Origin of the sequence: Planktotalea sp. (assembly GCF_018607995.1) — a bacterium.
Taxonomy (GTDB): domain Bacteria; phylum Pseudomonadota; class Alphaproteobacteria; order Rhodobacterales; family Rhodobacteraceae; genus Planktotalea.
Genome location: NZ_JABBAL010000005.1, coordinates 1 through 15,335, shown reverse-complemented (window position 1 = coordinate 15,335; position 15,335 = coordinate 1). Strand labels below are relative to the sequence as shown.

Annotated in this window: 14 protein-coding genes; 9 read left to right on the top strand and 5 right to left on the bottom strand. The window is 51.5% G+C overall.

Annotated features, from left to right (window positions below; all coding sequences use genetic code 11):
• Positions 1-216: 216 nt before the first annotated feature.
• From QZ280_RS01570 to QZ280_RS01555, 5 genes are all read right to left on the bottom strand, one after another.
• The gene (locus tag QZ280_RS01570; RefSeq protein ID WP_293440479.1) at positions 217-1,197 is read right to left on the bottom strand and encodes a hypothetical protein; all 981 of its coding nucleotides are present in this window, start codon (positions 1,195-1,197) and stop codon (positions 217-219) included.
• Positions 1,198-2,124: 927 nt separating this feature from the next.
• Complete coding sequence (locus QZ280_RS01565; protein ID WP_293440477.1) at positions 2,125-2,502, bottom strand: hypothetical protein; 378 nt, start codon at positions 2,500-2,502, stop codon at positions 2,125-2,127.
• 307 nt (positions 2,503-2,809) lie between these two features.
• Entirely contained in the window at positions 2,810-3,172 is a 363-nt protein-coding gene (locus QZ280_RS01560; RefSeq protein WP_293440475.1) for a DUF3127 domain-containing protein, read from the bottom strand.
• A gap of 123 nt (positions 3,173-3,295) precedes the next feature.
• Positions 3,296-3,727, bottom strand: a complete 432-nt coding sequence (locus QZ280_RS16175) for a peptidoglycan-binding protein (protein WP_365734033.1) — start codon at positions 3,725-3,727, stop codon at positions 3,296-3,298.
• Between the two features lie 337 nt (positions 3,728-4,064).
• Positions 4,065-4,967 (bottom strand): LysR family transcriptional regulator, encoded by a 903-nt coding sequence (locus QZ280_RS01555; protein ID WP_293440473.1) that lies wholly within the window; start codon positions 4,965-4,967, stop codon positions 4,065-4,067.
• A 117-nt stretch (positions 4,968-5,084) separates the two neighbouring features.
• Between QZ280_RS01555 and QZ280_RS01550 the strand changes: the two genes are divergently transcribed.
• The 9 genes from QZ280_RS01550 to QZ280_RS01510 all read left to right on the top strand — a co-directional run bounded on the left by QZ280_RS01550 (position 5,085) and on the right by QZ280_RS01510 (position 14,827).
• The gene (locus QZ280_RS01550) at positions 5,085-5,972 is read left to right on the top strand and encodes a hypothetical protein (RefSeq protein ID WP_293440471.1); all 888 of its coding nucleotides are present in this window, start codon (positions 5,085-5,087) and stop codon (positions 5,970-5,972) included.
• A gap of 142 nt (positions 5,973-6,114) precedes the next feature.
• Entirely contained in the window at positions 6,115-7,308 is a 1,194-nt protein-coding gene (locus tag QZ280_RS01545; protein WP_293440470.1) for an amino acid ABC transporter substrate-binding protein, read from the top strand.
• A gap of 53 nt (positions 7,309-7,361) precedes the next feature.
• Entirely contained in the window at positions 7,362-8,228 is an 867-nt protein-coding gene (locus tag QZ280_RS01540) for a branched-chain amino acid ABC transporter permease (protein ID WP_293440469.1), read from the top strand.
• Positions 8,225-9,157 (top strand): branched-chain amino acid ABC transporter permease, encoded by a 933-nt coding sequence (locus tag QZ280_RS01535; protein WP_293440468.1) that lies wholly within the window; start codon positions 8,225-8,227, stop codon positions 9,155-9,157. The genes QZ280_RS01540 and QZ280_RS01535 overlap by 4 nt, the downstream gene beginning before the upstream one ends.
• A complete protein-coding gene (locus QZ280_RS01530; RefSeq protein WP_293440466.1) occupies positions 9,154-9,891 on the top strand; it encodes an ABC transporter ATP-binding protein in 738 nt (245 codons plus the stop codon). The genes QZ280_RS01535 and QZ280_RS01530 overlap by 4 nt, the downstream gene beginning before the upstream one ends.
• Positions 9,884-11,020, top strand: a complete 1,137-nt coding sequence (locus tag QZ280_RS01525; RefSeq protein ID WP_293440464.1) for an ABC transporter ATP-binding protein — start codon at positions 9,884-9,886, stop codon at positions 11,018-11,020. The genes QZ280_RS01530 and QZ280_RS01525 overlap by 8 nt, the downstream gene beginning before the upstream one ends.
• Position 11,021: 1 nt before the next feature.
• Positions 11,022-12,497, top strand: a complete 1,476-nt coding sequence (locus QZ280_RS01520) for an aldehyde dehydrogenase family protein (protein ID WP_293440462.1) — start codon at positions 11,022-11,024, stop codon at positions 12,495-12,497.
• Between the two features lie 2 nt (positions 12,498-12,499).
• Complete coding sequence (locus tag QZ280_RS01515; RefSeq protein ID WP_293440460.1) at positions 12,500-13,288, top strand: coniferyl-alcohol dehydrogenase; 789 nt, start codon at positions 12,500-12,502, stop codon at positions 13,286-13,288.
• A 12-nt stretch (positions 13,289-13,300) separates the two neighbouring features.
• Positions 13,301-14,827 (top strand): flotillin domain-containing protein, encoded by a 1,527-nt coding sequence (locus QZ280_RS01510; RefSeq protein ID WP_293440458.1) that lies wholly within the window; start codon positions 13,301-13,303, stop codon positions 14,825-14,827.
• The last annotated feature ends 508 nt before the right edge of the window (positions 14,828-15,335 follow it).

Here is a 15,335-nt window from a genome sequence, read left to right as displayed (position 1 = left end):
TTGCCGTAACTTCACGACAATCTCTTCCAGCTTGGGTCTCTTGATGTTAATCTCCTGTCCTCCGCTTTCCTTACTATAGGGGCGGACCACGTCAAAGGGGGAGGCTCAGGAGTTCTTTTTGAGCGATGCCAAATATCAGATTAGAAGCATAACCCAGCCTTTCCTATATGGTAAAATTCTATGTTATCAGACCATTGAGGTTTTAAGTAAAAGTAATTATTCGGCTCGCTCAATCAAATCATACATCAACGAGCTATTAGCGTGATTAAAGCTCAAAAAGGGTAAATTATCTACATGTAAAACGTACTCTAACTTCTCTCCGGGATCAATATTTTTTCCCCTTACTGTCTGCACTTCTTCTGAATCATTATCATACTCGATCTTAAGTAACTTGTTCTTAAAGTCTAGGACAGTCATTTCAAACAAATGAACATTTCTAGCGTAATATAGTTTCGAATATTCTTTTAAGAGAATTTCATCTTCATTTATTTTAAAGGTAAAAGTTTCTCCGCCTGCCCCCCAACCACCCGCTGACATCCTAGTATGCGTAGATAAGCTGAAGTTATTCCCATCGAGACCCTCAATGGAATACTCAAGCATCACGCAAGGGTTCGTTAGTGCAGGGAGCAATTCGGTATTATGGTCAATTAATTTACCTTCAGAATTATGAACCGTAATTGCAAAAAATATGGGCTTATATGTTTCCGAAAAACAGCCATAATCATCATTAGTATTTGTGTCGATCTCCCAAGTAACGACTGTATAATCTCGTCCAGGGATCGACTGCTTTTCAGTAATTCTCCACGATCCATCTAGTCTGCCGTCGTCTTGGTCTTTTAATGCGAAAAAGTCACTTATTCGATCAAGGTAAGAACGCACCAGGCAAATAGTGTTTGAGTTACAGTTTAATTGATTATCATTAATCCAAAGACGTTGTTTAGCTCGAGTATCCGTGCTCAGAAAGCTGGGGAATAGAACTTTATCTCCATAATCAGATTGTAGCTCAGATTCAAAATTAATTGAAACTTTCGTTTGAAATAAACTCGCTAACATTTCATCTAAAAGGCTCAACTCCGGATCGTTGCAGATAGCGATCTCAGTCTCCGTCGCTGCTCTGTCGCAGTCAAAGCTGGCAGCCGCCGCAATGCCTGGAATTCCCGCGACTAACATAAGGCTTATCAAGAGAGGTCTGATCATCTGCGGTCCCTCTAAGTACGTTGCTCTTAATTAAACTACGAGCAAGGACACTACGCCGCAAGCCGTACCACCCACCGCCTGCCTCACCCCCACCAAAAAAACTGGACACCCCTTTAGGGGGATGTCCGTGTCCGTCTGGACATGGCTCGGACGTGTCAGCTAGGTGGGCTGGGCGTTTGGTTAAAAACCATTGGTCCCGAAGATCTAGCTCTACGTTAATAGGTATGGGTTTACCTGTTCCCTTGATCGTATCGCTGGCTGGGCGCGGAGTGATCAGCCATCGGGGTGGTAACGCATGTGACGCTTGTTCTTACTGCGCTCTCTATTCAAAAAAACATATTTTCTAATGAATATATTTTTTCACCATAGACCGTGCAGCAGTAGAAAAATGCGTCGCAAGCGTCACAAGCGTCAGGAGAATGGGCCTCGAACTATAACTCTAAGGCCTTTAACGTATCGGGCTTTCCTGTCGCGGTCTTCGCCTAGCCCTAATCGTGTTAAGCGCTCTCGCAGGCCTTTATGGCTCATCAATTGGTTTATGCCGTTCTCCTGAGCCCAGTATTTATATGCTTAATAAACGTCACTCGTTTTTTCTCGCGCTTTTGGATCGCGTGAGCATGCGTCATCCACAAACTGCGCAACCTGATCGGCCTGTAATCTCTAACGCCTTCGTTCTCTTCACATCCATTACTCCTGTATTCGTCAAGGACCTCAGATGCTGTGAACGAGATGTCATTCTCTGCCAGAAAATCCTCGTATGGTACGGGGTCGGTTTCAGCCAAAGTGAGTGAGGCTGAGGCCATCAGACAGAAGAAGAGAGCATAGATATGATTCATGGCTCTGATCTAGCCACGCTTATAACCAACACTCAAGTTGTGGTCCGTTTCACGAGTATCACCAGAGCTTCACGCAAACGCAGCTTAATATTTAACGACAAACGAAAAGCTCTCTCATGGATCCATGATGATGCATGAAAACCTGATCAAAACTACGTATCAGTAGCATCCTCGAAGTGCTGGTACTTCCTTCCTCACTACACTCTGCATCATATAGGATTCCGTCAATTCCACGTATTGATGTAGGGTTTTTAAGATCACAGTAACTTTCTACACCAAAATATTGCTGTTGATAAATCACGTTTGGTCCACCATCACTACCTTGATAATCCAAATCACAACTCATCGCTGTTTTGGTACCATCCCATGAACCACTATACACACCATCAAAGTTTTGAGCGTTAGCTATGGTGCCCGATAACAACGTTATTGTGATAGCGGAAGTTGAAAATACTAATTTTTTTAACATCTCTATTTCTCCAAACTTACTTCAATAATTGACAATAATTGTGCTGGGCCCAATGCGGTTATAGGTTAAACAGGTGCTGCCAGCAGTCAATTTTATTATATCTGATCTAGCCACGCTTGTACCCAACACTCAGGTTGTGGTCAGTCTCACAGGTATCACCCGAGCAGCACTCAAAGATGTTAGACTTACAAATGGCACACTGTTCATGCCCATGAACGACTACAGGGTTCAGTGGTGGCTGACATCTGGGGCATCGCTGCTTGTGTGCATTGGCTGGGTGAAGAGTGTTGTCCACGGGTGTGATAACCTAAAAAGGAATATCATCGTTTGTCAGGGGTGGGCTGCTTTCTAATGAACCATAGCCATCATCTTGGCCAGTTGCCGGATAGGATACATCAGCACTAGACCCATCTCTGGACACCTTCCAAGCCTTTACATCGGTATACCAGCGCCCATTATATTCTCTACTTTCGAGGTCGATGGACACCTGTACAGTCTCATTTTGCTGGATGGCGAACTGTTCGATTTTCTCACCCCACGCCATGAAGCAAATCTTCTTTGGATACTGACCATCTGTCTGCAAAACATACTCTTGCTTCCGCCACTCACCATTGGCTGACTGTCCCGATTTAACGGGTAGGCATTCAATGATTTCACCTGTGATTTCCATCTATACCGTTGCTCCGTTTCCAACCTATTCAGCGTTTAGTGGTGGTCTGTACCAGCTGTTTTAACCATACCTCGAATAAAAATTCAGACCTTTAAACAGTCCGTCCCAATAAGCTCGACCATGTCAACAGCGCCCATTTATCGGACTTCGAAGTGCAGCTTGGGTTCTAGGTCCGTAAACGCCGTCTGGGACAAGACCATAAGCACGTTGAAATCTAGTAAGTGCTGTAACGGTCCGTTGCCCATAGACCCCATCAACAAAACTAAGCCCCAAGTTATTGCAGTGTCGGGTCAGTGCTTGCTGAATCACCAAAACACTTTGACGTGAAGGAGTAGGTCCTCTCAAACACTCTCGTGATCTGCTGCCAAGATCAGACCTCAGCCGATTTCCAACCATTTCACTTGGTGCACGATGACAATGATACGGTCGGCTACCCGCATGGCAGCCTTGCGAGTTTAGTCCGCCAGAATGAGCAAATGCTTGATTGTTGGGAATGGCTATGAGGGCCGCCACCAATAGAAACAAACCTAGCCTCAGAAGGTGATTAACTGACATTTTTATTACTCCTCTAGCTAATAGACTTAGATTTCTGCCTGTTCATTTCACATTTTTACAAATGATTAACTTAGCTCAGCCCCCAATCTTACCAATCAGAGGAGGCCAATCACACTGATAGCCTTTACATGGCAGACTTAGATTAGCCTCAAAGTTGATTAGGTCGTCACTCAAAATTCCTTCATCTTCCATGCTGTGACTGGTGGAATGTGATCACCCTGCTAATGAAGAATTCTCTTCGAGACTTTTTCGACCGCGAAAATCGCACGCAAATTGGTCTACTGTGTCTTCCGGAATTTCCACACGGATTATTCAGAAACTGCGTTACTTACTCTTGCTATTCCTTTTCTTCGCTCGCAATTAGAAAAATCTTCTCACGTAACCAGATGTGCAAAGACGAACTGTTATGCCGCGCGGGCCAATAGCAATTGATCTGCGCGGATGCGGGGACGGGGCAGGGTCGAAAAACCAGTTGAGGCGTGAACTGCTGCGCAATCCGTGAGGGCATTGTCACGACAAGATCCGTGCCTGGAACCATCAGTCCGACATCTTCGGGGTTAGCAGTGCTGAGCGTCGGATTAATGACATGGCCAATGTCTTTGAGCGCTTTGCGAAACGGAGGCTGCCAAGTTTGCCCATAGTGAATTATCATGTGCGACGCTGCGGCAAATCGTTCAGGTGTAAATGTGCCTTTCGCGAGTTGATTGGTAGGGTCCATCAAGCAGACATAAGGATCTTCAAACAGGAATTTTCCGTAAAGTCCGCTTTCGTTGATTGTCATTGGAGACAGCGCCACGTCTGCGGCGCCTGTTCGTAACTGCTTGTTTGCATTGGTGAAACCTGTGATTAGATCAATTTTTAACCTTGGAGCCTCGCGCCTCAGATCCGACACGAGCTTTGGCAAGAGAACGGAACGCGACAGATACGTTGCCGAGATCGAGAGGGTCGTTTCGAGGGATCCGGGGTCGAACTCGATAGGGTGCGATGTGCGCTCAATGTCAGCCAAGATGCGCTCGGCTGTTTCAACAAGTTCGATGCATCGATCTGTCGGCGAAATTTGATTGCCCTGACGCACAAAAAGCGGATCTGAAAACGACCTGCGCAACCGTTCAACCGTATAGCTAACCGAGGATTGTTTGATGTTAAGCGCTTCCGCCGCAGCGGTGAAAGAGCGTAGTCGATAGACCAAGCAGAGCGTTTCTAAAGCGGCGAAATCTATTCTTTGTAGGGCTTTGTTCATAAGCGATTCTTTTCTACACCATCGAATTAATCGATAACATATATCAATGTTATAGGGTTGGTCTATCGACTTAGTGAGTGCCAAACTGACGTTACAGATACGTTCGGGAGGGATGCTATGAGCAAGTTTATTATCGCGCCACACATGCGCTTGCATGAGTGGATTGCTGTCGAGAAAGGCTATTTTGATGAGGTCGGTCTCGAATATGAGCTGGAAGATCAACTGCTTTCTGCTGCAGGTGATCGCCACGATCTTGGGGATCGCGTCGGAGCGTATCAAACCTTTGAAAAGGGACGCACCTGCGATGTCAGTTCAGCTTGTCATTGGACGGTCAACGTCGCGGCGGCATCAGGTCATGGCAAGCTTTATGCAAATGCTTACTCGGTCTCTCCATGCGGTATCTTCGTGCCGCATGACAGCGCCATTAGGACCCCTGAAGATCTAGCGAATGTTCCGATTTCAGTCGGTTACCAATCGGGCAGCCACTACTCTACGATCCAAGCGCTCGAGTCGTTTCTGTCGCACAATGAGATCAATCTTAGCTTTGCTGACGGCCTTTTATTCAAGCGGATGGAAAACCTGATTGATGGCGCTGTGCCGGCGGTCAGCTTGTTCAGCGGACCCTATTATTTCATGGAACAACTGGGCTATCGCAAGGTGCTCGACACTTCGTTCATGATGGCGGCTATGGTCGCAGAAGATGCCGATCTTGAGGATGTGGAGAAGTACTTCAGTGCCTTGCGCATGGCACAGAAAGACATTGACCTGCGCCAAGAGCTCTACACGCATTACTATCGCAACGAATTCCCAGAGCGTTTCAAGGATCAGATGGACACGCGACTGTTCGGCCCTGGTGAACGCATTGTGTTTGAACCTTATTCGCGTGAAATCTTTGATGAATCTCGTGAGTGGATTGCCGAACGCAATATCTTTGAAGATGGGCTTGGAGAGCTATCCTATGAGGAGTCTATCGTCGCGCCAAAGATGGCAGAACCAGCGGAGTAACATCTGCGTAGTAGAAAATTAATTAACAAATGCATTGATTTAACGAACAAATTCAATGCACCATTTGCAGATAAGGTCCTCCGACCACAAACGAGTCGGCATCGTAACGGGCCATCTGCCACAACGATCCAGGGAGAGATCTATGTATAGAAGAAGCTTTTTTGGCCTTGCAGCAGCATTGGCCGTTGCCGGTACATCTTTGTTTGCTCAAGATATGATTAAAATTGGTGCGATTGCACCTAAGACTGGGCCTCTTGCGGGTGGCGCTGTTGTAACGCAGTGGCCCAACGTGCGCCTTTGGGTGGAAGAAGTGAACGCGCGCGGCGGCTTGGACGTTGGTGGCAAGATGAAAATGCTCGAGCTGATCGAGTATGACGACAAAACTAATCCTGGCGAGCACATCAAATTGGCGCAGCGTCTTGCGACGCAAGACAAGGTCGATTTCATCGTCGCGCCTTATGGCACCGGCTTTAACATCGCGACCGCGCCAATCTATGGCAAGTTCGGATACCCGATGATTGCCGTCTCTGCGATTACCGACAAAATGGAAGAGCTGACAACGCGTTATCCCAACCTGTTCTTCACACTTGGTACGACAACCGCCTTCGTTGACGGTGTGAAAGAAATTTTGATCGAGCAACGTGACGCTGGCGCAATCGGTAACGAGGTAGCGATGGTCAACGTGGCTGATGCCTTCGGGATTGAGCTTGCAGATCGCGCGCGCGAGCTGTTCGGCGAAGCGGGTTTCGACATTGTCTATGACAAGTCTTATCCACTTGGCACGCCTGATCTGAGCCCCGTGATGAAGGGTGCCAAAGACAGTGGCGCGAAGGCATTTATTGCTTGGTCCTACCCACCTGATAGCTTCGGTCTTGCCGAGCAGGCGATCATCGAAGACCTCGACGTGAACCTTTATTACTCTGCGGTTGCGACAAGCTTCCCAGCGTTCAAAGGCGCTTATGGCAACAAGATCAACAACGTCTTGGGTGCTGGCGGTACTGATGTGGATAACCCAGCGATTGCGGCCTACCGCAAAGCGCATATGGATATCACGGGCGAAGTCGCGGACTATTGGGCCTCTGCCAACACATACGCATCCTTGCAAATCCTAGAGCAGGCGATTGTTGGCGCGGCCACGCTGGATCGCGATGTTGTCACTCAGTACATAAAAGACAACTCGTTTGATACGGTTATGGGCGAGCTGAGCTTTACCAACAACTTCTCCAACACCTTCTGGTCCGTGGGCCAATGGCAAGACGGCGTCTTTCGCGGTGTGAAGGGATCTAACGTGGAAGGTGCGGTTCCTGTGCGCGCCAAAAGCGGTTGGTCTGAGTAAAAAGAACTGGCACGGGCGGGGATATTCCCGCCCGACCACTCTCGGGGGATTTCATGCTGGACATACTCGTTTCCGGGCTGCTGTTGTCAGGCACTTATGCGCTTGTCGCGATGGGTCTGAATTTGCAATACGGTGTTGCGCGCATCATGAACCTCGCCAATGGCGAGGTGTTGGTCTTGGGGGCTTTGGCCGCATTCTGGCTTTACACGACAGCGCAAATCAGCCCGATCCTTACTGTTATTCTTGTGATCCCAGTCGCCTTTATCGGCAACTGGTTGATCTATCGTTTCCTACTGACACCTCTTGTGCGGCGTTCCAAATCGCAAGGCGCGCTTGAGGTCGATAGCATTCTCGCCACCTTTGGCATGTCGTTTATTTTCATCGGTATCATGGTCTCGATTGAGGGCGGCTTTTTCTTTTATAAATACCTGAGCGAACCGATCTCGATCTTGGGATCGACCACATCGCTGAACCGTCTTGTCGCTTTCTTGCTCGCGGTGCTCATCGCCGCCGCGCTCTATATTTGGTTGCATTACACACGCCCGGGCGTCGCGGTGCGCGCTGTATCCGTGTCCACCGAAGCCTCTGGGCTAGTGGGCATCAACGTGCCGCGCACCTCTGCTTTGGCATTCGCATTAGGCGGCACCATCACCGCTGTCGGCGGCGCGTTGATTTCAACCTTCATCACGCTTGATGCCTCTATCGGCGTCGTCTTTACGCTCAAAGCGCTTATCATCGTCATTATGGGCGGCGTTGGCGAAATTCGCGGGGCGATTGTTGCGGCGATCATCCTTGGCCTTGTGGAAACAGGTGTCGCCACATTGGTTGATCCGGGCCTTACACTTGCCGCCGCCTATTTTATCTTCGTCATCATCCTTCTATTCCGCCCGCAAGGCCTGTTCGGGAGACGTGCAGTATGAAGCCTGCAACGGTGCAAGAGCTTATCTGGGCAGGTGTGCTTGTAGCGCTGGCTGCGTTCTGGCCTATGATGTCCAATGGCTATTGGCTTGGGATTGGCGTCGATGTGATGATGTACACAGCGCTTGCCACATCGTGGATGCTGTTCTCTGGCCCGACGCATTATATCTCGCTCGCCTCTGCTGCATTCTTTGGGGTTGGCGGCTTCGTCGTTGGCTCTGGGATGAGCGATTATGACGCGAGTTTCTGGTCGATGCTGGCGCTGTCTGCTGTAATTGGTGGCGTTCTTGCTGCGCTGATCGGACTTGCGACACTTCGTTTGTCAGGGGTCTACTTCGTGATCTTTACGCTGGGTTTGGCAGAAATGATCCGCAATCTTGTGAGTTGGGTACAAAACAATTTCCTCGGCTCTCGCGGCCTTTATGTTTTGACGGACTTCACCGATGCACATCTTTATTGGATGCTGCTTGTGACTGCGGGTTGCGTCTACCTTCTGGGATGGATCATCAGCCGTTCGCGCCTTGGCTTTGCGCTGCGCATCATCGGCGGCGATGAAACCGTCGCGCGTCACGTCGGCATCAACACCGCCACGGCGAAGGTGATCCTGTTCACAACCACTGGCGTTTTCGGAGCCATCGTCGGTGCCATTATCGCCCCGCGTTGGAGCTACATTGAACCCAATCAAGTCTTCTCCCCCCAGCTGAGTTTCTTCGTCGTCATCATGGCGCTTTTGGGCGGCTCAGGACGGCTTTGGGGGCCTGTGGTTGGTGTCATCCCGTTCTTGTTGATCTGGAACTGGGTCGATTCAAACTTCTCCAATCAGTCGATCTTGGTACTCGGCGTTGCTTTTTTGGTGATCGTTTACTTCCTGCCGCACGGCTTTGTCGGGCGGATCGAACAGTTGCGCGCTAGCGCGAGGGGGCGGTCATGAAGCAAGCCAGCGCGGTCCTTTCGGTCAAGAACGTCACTAAACGATTTGGTGGATTGGTGGCTGTGTCGAACATGTCCTTTGATGTGGCCGAACATGAGATGGTTGGCATCATTGGGCCTAATGGTTCTGGCAAGACGACGATGATAAACATGATATCTGGGGTCTTCGCCCCGACAGACGGTCGGATTTCGCTGCGGGGGCGTTTGATTTCTGACGCTGCCCCTCAGATCATTGCACGCGAAGGTGTCGGGCGCACGTTTCAACTCGTACGATTATTGCCCGGGCTTTCTGTCTTGGAAAATGTCATGGCAGGTGCGGTTTATGGCCACAAACGCCGTTGGGGTCGCGATGCCGAAGATTTCGCGCATAGCGTTTTGGAGCGCGTTGGCATGGACGCGATGAGCCACGCGCCAGTGTCCTCGCTCACCTATATCGATCAAAAGCGCGTCGAGCTGGCGCGCACGTTGGCAGGCGAACCCAAGGTTCTTTTGCTCGATGAATGGCTCGCGGGGTTGAACCCGACCGAGCTTGAGACAGGGATTGAGCTGATTCACAATCTACGAAATGAGGGCCGCACGATTGTGATGGTTGAACACGTGATGGACGCGATCCGCTCCCTCTGTGATCGCTGCGTGGTCATGTCCTCAGGCGCCAAAATTGCTGAAGGCACGACGGAAGGCGTGCTCTCTGACCAAGACGTGATCCGTGCTTATCTGGGGGATGACGATGCTTGAAGTCACCAATCTCTCCGCCGCCTACGGCCAACATCCGTCGCTCAATGATGTCTCGATCAAAGTAAATGCAGGCGAAGTCGTCGTGATCCTTGGCGCGAATGGCGCGGGTAAATCGACGCTGCTGCGCGCGATTTCGGGGATCTGCGAAGGCAAAGTTTCAGGCGATGTGACGCTCAACGGCGAAAGCCTGACAGGCTTGTCCTCTGACGCTATCGTCGAAAAGGGCGTCGCGCTTGTGCCCGAAGGGCGCGGGATTTTTGGCGACTTGACGGTCGAAGAGAACCTGCTGCTGGGCGCATATTCTGCCCGTGCACGCGAGAGCGAACGCGAAAACCTTGAGCGTGTGTTGATGCAATTCCCGAAGCTGCGTGAACGTCAAAGTCAGATTGCGCGCACTATGTCGGGGGGCGAGCAACAGATGGTTGCGATTGGTCGCGCCATTATGTCTGCACCTGAGATTTTGATGCTGGATGAACCTTCGCTCGGTCTATCACCACTGCTGTGCAAAGAGCTGTTTCAGAACCTGACCCTTGTGAAAGACCTCGGCATCGGAGTGCTTTTGGTCGAGCAAAACGCCAAGCAAAGTCTGGCGATTGCGGGTCGCGGGTACTTGCTGGAAAACACTCGCGTCACCCATGAAGACACTGCCGCGCGCTTGGCCAATGACCCTGCTGTGCAACGTGCCTATCTTGGCGCGGGAAGTAAGAGCGCGACGAAAGCGCCAGCGCACGCCACGGCGCGGGTCGAAGTCACCAAGTCGATAAAACCGATGGGCGACCCCACCCCGCGTCGCAGTGCGGAGCAACAGATTGGTGGCTCGATTGATGATCTTGTTGCAGTGGCGACGAAGACTTCCGCCGACGCACCTAGAGGCACTGCTCCAGAAACTGCATCGGCCGCACGTCAATTGGCGAACTCAAAGATCGAAGTGGTGTTGAAAGACATCGAAAAAGCCGCGCAGAACGCCCGCCGCCGCGCACCGCGCAAGCCGCAACAAACGCGCGGATCTGTTCCCTCCAAGGCAGTGCCAGAGCAAGATCCAGCGCCGCCTCCCGTCATTGAAGTCTACAAACGCCCGCGCGTCGAGGTTTACCGCCGTCGCCCATCGGGCCAGTTCGAAAGGGATTGATATGTTAGACATGGCCACCTCCGCCCCCGCGATCAAGGGCATATACGTCGATGGTCAGTGGCATCAAACGCCGCGCCAGTTTGATGACATTAACCCCAATGATGGCTCCCTTTGGGCGCGCATTCCTGACGCGACGGGTGCTGATACAAAACGCGCGATTGATGCGGCGCAAGCGGCCTTTCCTGCGTGGGCTGCGCTGAAGTTTCAAGAGCGAGCAGATCTGATGCTCAAGGCCGCTGAAGTCATCGAACGCCGCGCTGATGACTACATCCCTGCCGCCCAGTTCGAGGGTGGGGGGTGGTATGGCAAAGGCGTCTATGAAACCAAGGTCATGCCCGAAATGTTCAAAGCTGCCGCCGCTGCGTGCTATGCGCCCATCGGTGAAGTTCTGCCATCGCTCAATGGCAAAGTGTCCAACGCCGTGCGTTCACCCATGGGGGTGATCGCGATCATCAGCCCTTGGAACATGCCTGGCATTTTGGCGACGCGTCCCTTTTCGGTGCCGATGGCGATGGGCAACACGATTGTGCTGAAACCCTCTGAGGAGACACCTTATTTGGGCGGTTTGTTCTTTGCGGAAGTTATGGAGGAAGCCGGCGTGCCGCCCGGTGTGTTCAACGTGATTACCTGTTCGCGCGATAATGTCGCCGAAGTCGGCGATGAGTTGGTCGACAACCCGAAAGTCAAAGGTGTTGCGTTCACAGGCTCTGCTGCGGTGGGTCGGCGCATTGCAGCTAAATGTGGCGCACATCTGAAAAAGGCCTGTATCGAACTCGGTGGCAAAGACAGTCTCATCGTTCTTGAAGACGCGGATATGGAGCGAGCGACATCCTCTGCAAGTTTTGGCGCGTTCATGCATCAGGGCCAAATCTGCATGAGCGTAGAAAAGGTGTTGGTGCAAGAAAAGGTCTATGAAGAATTCATGAAAGGCTTCGTGGCACGCGCGTCTAAACTGAAAACAGGCAATACCGCTGACAAAGCCAATGTGATCGGCCCTTTGATTAACGAACGTCAAGCGGAGCGTGTGAAGCACCAGCTTGAAGATGCCGTCGCGAAGGGGGCGAAGATCGTGCTCGGTGGTAAGGTCACTGGACGCTTTGTGGAACCAACGATTGTTACGGATGTGACGACAGACATGGACATTTGGCGTGATGAGACCTTTGGCCCAGTGGCTGTGGTCACGACGTTCAAGACCGACGCCGAAGCCATCGCGATGAACAATGACACGGAGTACGGTCTGTCAGCGGGCATTATCAGCGTCGATGAATACCGCGCAATGGACATTGCGCAGCATCTGCAAACGGGCATGTGCCATATCAACTGTTCGCCGATCAACGATGAAGCCCATGCGCCATTCGGGGGCACCAAAGCCAGCGGCTTGGGTCGTTATGGCGGGCGCTGGTCGCAAGAAAGCTTCTCTGAAACACGCTGGATCACGCTTGATCGTGGCCAGAAACAATATCCACCGGTGTTTTGAACATGAAAGATATCGTAAAAGGCAAGCGCATTTTGGTGACCGGCAGTTCCTCAGGGATCGGTCTTGAGACGGCCCGCGTGCTTTCCGAACAAGGAGCCGAAGTTTTGGGCGTCGATGTCAATAAGTGCTTCGAGCACGTTGATGAGTTCTACCGTGCGGACCTCTCGGATCCGCGCACCATTGATGCTCTGATTGATGTGCTGCCAGAGGGCATTGATGGGTTGGTGAACAACGCGGGGCTACCGCCAACGCAGCCTGCCAATCGATTGTTGCTCGTGAACTGGCTTGGGTTGAAACGTCTCACCTATGGGCTCATTCCGAAACTAACCGATGCGGCGAGCATCGTGAATGTCGCCTCGCTTGCAGGGCATGGCTGGCCGAATGCGGTCGATGCGGTCAAAGCGGCGGAGCATCTGGATTACCACAATCTTGATGAGTTTATCGAACGCTGGAAAGTGTCATCTGAGGGCGGCCGCAGCTACTTCTTTTCCAAAGAGCTGCTGATCACATGGACCATGCAAAACCGCTGGACTTGGCGCGATCGCGGCATTCGCATGAACGCGGTCAGTCCAGGGCCTGTAGATACGCCAATCCTAGCCGACTTTATCCAAACGCTCGGCGAGCGTGCGACAGAGGACCGTGACACGATGGATCGGCCCGGCACACCCGAAGATATTGCCCCTGTGATTATGTTCCTTTTATCGGACATGACGCAGTGGATCAGAGGTTTCAACATTCAAGCCGACGGTGGCATGGCGTCAAATCTGACCTGCCGCGCGCACGGTTTATAGGGAGGGGAAAAGATGGGGCTCATTGGCTGGATCGTTCTCATAGTTATTCTTTTGGCAATCATCATCGCACTTGCTGCTTGGTGGTATGAGCGGGGCAACAACGAAGTGTCGCTTTTGCGGACTGGCGTAGGGGGGCGTCGAGTAGTGATTGATGGCGGCGTGCTTGCGATTCCCTATTTCCACGAGATCAGTCGCGTGAATATGCAAACTCTGCGCCTTGACGTGGATCGACGCGGAGACTCATCCTTAATCACGCAAGATCGTTTGCGTGTCGATATTGGGGCGGAATTCTACGTCTCCGTGATCCCTGACGAGGATTCTATCACACGTGCGGCACAAACCCTTGGCAAGCGCACTTTTCAGCGCGACGAGCTGCGCAACCTGATTGATGGTATGATGGTCGATGCATTGCGCTCTGTAGCGGCTCGCATGTCAATGGATGAGCTGCACGAGAACCGCGCGCAGTTTGTGGGTGAAGTACGTGATGGGTTGAAAGACACACTTGCGCGCTACGGGCTACAACTCGATAGCGTGTCTTTGACCGGTCTCGATCAAACACCGTTTTCATCTTTGGACGAGAACAATGCGTTTAACGCGGTAGGAATGCGCAAACTGGCAGAGGTCATTGCAAAATCCAAAAAGGAGCGTGCAGAGATTGATGCAGATAGCGAAGTGTCTGTGCGTCGCGCGTCTATGCAAGCCTCGCGTCAACGACTTGAAATTGATCTGGAAGAACGGCGCGCGGAGATCTCGCAGCAACAAGAGATCGAAACACTTGCGGCTGCACAAATCGCAGAAGTTGCGAAACGTAAAGCTGAGAGCGAGCGCGCGGCTACAGAAGCGAAAATCGACATGGAACGCTCAATCCAAGCTGCTGAAGTGGAACGTGAGCAAGCGCTCTCTATTGCCAAGCAAGATCGCGAGATTGCAATTTTCGCGAAATCTCAGGAAGAAAGCCGCGCGCAAGCAGAGGCCGACACAGCGCGTGCAGAAGCTGTGAAAGCGTCCGAGGCACTCGCGACTGTGCGTGCAATGGCCGAAGCGGAACGTCGCGCGGAACTTGCCGACATCTCTGTGAAATCAGACGCAAACACTGCTGCTGCGCGCGCGGCAATCATGGCAGACAGCGACAAAGCGACAGCCAAAGACAAGGCCGCAGCACGGCGCGAAGAAGCAGAAACTGAAAAAGCGGTTAAGCTCGCTCAGGCAGAAGCAAACCGCGCACATATCGAAGCTGAGAACTCACGCTCTGATACTTTAATCGCGATGGAGCTGGAGAAAGCGCGCCTTGAAGCGATGCCAAAGATTGTCAGTGAAATGGTTAAGCCAGCTGAAAAGATCAACTCGATCAACGTTAATCATGTGACAGGGCTTGGCGGATCTGGCAGAAGCGATGGCGACACTGGGCCGAAATCACCTGTGACGACTGCGATGGAATCCATCATGGATATGGCGGTGCAATATCCACTGCTGCAAAAAATTGGCGATCAAATGGGCGTGTCTTTTGACGAGACACTTGGTAAGAAAAAGCCAGACTGAAGCTGTTGTATTTCTTTAGATCCGCATCCGGGGTGCGGCAAAAAATGTCGCCCTCGGCCTTGTTTATTTTGAGTTGGAAAAGTGTTGATCGTTCGTAATTTGGCCAAAATCCTAAACACGTGGCGCCATGCAAGGGCAGGGCGCTGAAAGCCACCCCATGCCTATTTCCCCCACCAGACACCACGACACCCTTAGACGGGGTTGTCCGTGTCTGTCCCTCCGGATGGGGGCGGACATGGCTCGGACGTGTCAGTTAGGTGGGCTGGGCGTTTGGTTAAAAACCATTGGTCCCGAAGAGCTAGCTCTACGTTAATAGGTATGGGTTTACCTGTTCCCTTGATCGTATCGCTGGCTGGGCGCGGAGTGATCAGCCATCGGGGTGGTGACGCATGTGACGCTTGTTCTTACTGCGCTCTCTATTCAAAAAAACATGTTTTCTAATGAATATATTTTTTCACCATAGACCGTGCATTAGGAAAAAGCGTCACATGCGTCACCCGAAAGCTTT

Coding starts and splice junctions, on each gene's coding strand:
- QZ280_RS01570 (WP_293440479.1), bottom strand. CDS start 1,197: ATGATCAGACCTCTCTTGATAAGCCTTATGTTAGTCGCGGGAATTCCA.
- QZ280_RS01565 (WP_293440477.1), bottom strand. CDS start 2,502: ATGTTAAAAAAATTAGTATTTTCAACTTCCGCTATCACAATAACGTTG.
- QZ280_RS01560 (WP_293440475.1), bottom strand. CDS start 3,172: ATGGAAATCACAGGTGAAATCATTGAATGCCTACCCGTTAAATCGGGA.
- QZ280_RS16175 (WP_365734033.1), bottom strand. CDS start 3,727: ATGTCAGTTAATCACCTTCTGAGGCTAGGTTTGTTTCTATTGGTGGCG.
- QZ280_RS01555 (WP_293440473.1), bottom strand. CDS start 4,967: ATGAACAAAGCCCTACAAAGAATAGATTTCGCCGCTTTAGAAACGCTC.
- QZ280_RS01550 (WP_293440471.1), top strand. CDS start 5,085: ATGAGCAAGTTTATTATCGCGCCACACATGCGCTTGCATGAGTGGATT.
- QZ280_RS01545 (WP_293440470.1), top strand. CDS start 6,115: ATGTATAGAAGAAGCTTTTTTGGCCTTGCAGCAGCATTGGCCGTTGCC.
- QZ280_RS01540 (WP_293440469.1), top strand. CDS start 7,362: ATGCTGGACATACTCGTTTCCGGGCTGCTGTTGTCAGGCACTTATGCG.
- QZ280_RS01535 (WP_293440468.1), top strand. CDS start 8,225: ATGAAGCCTGCAACGGTGCAAGAGCTTATCTGGGCAGGTGTGCTTGTA.
- QZ280_RS01530 (WP_293440466.1), top strand. CDS start 9,154: ATGAAGCAAGCCAGCGCGGTCCTTTCGGTCAAGAACGTCACTAAACGA.
- QZ280_RS01525 (WP_293440464.1), top strand. CDS start 9,884: ATGCTTGAAGTCACCAATCTCTCCGCCGCCTACGGCCAACATCCGTCG.
- QZ280_RS01520 (WP_293440462.1), top strand. CDS start 11,022: ATGTTAGACATGGCCACCTCCGCCCCCGCGATCAAGGGCATATACGTC.
- QZ280_RS01515 (WP_293440460.1), top strand. CDS start 12,500: ATGAAAGATATCGTAAAAGGCAAGCGCATTTTGGTGACCGGCAGTTCC.
- QZ280_RS01510 (WP_293440458.1), top strand. CDS start 13,301: ATGGGGCTCATTGGCTGGATCGTTCTCATAGTTATTCTTTTGGCAATC.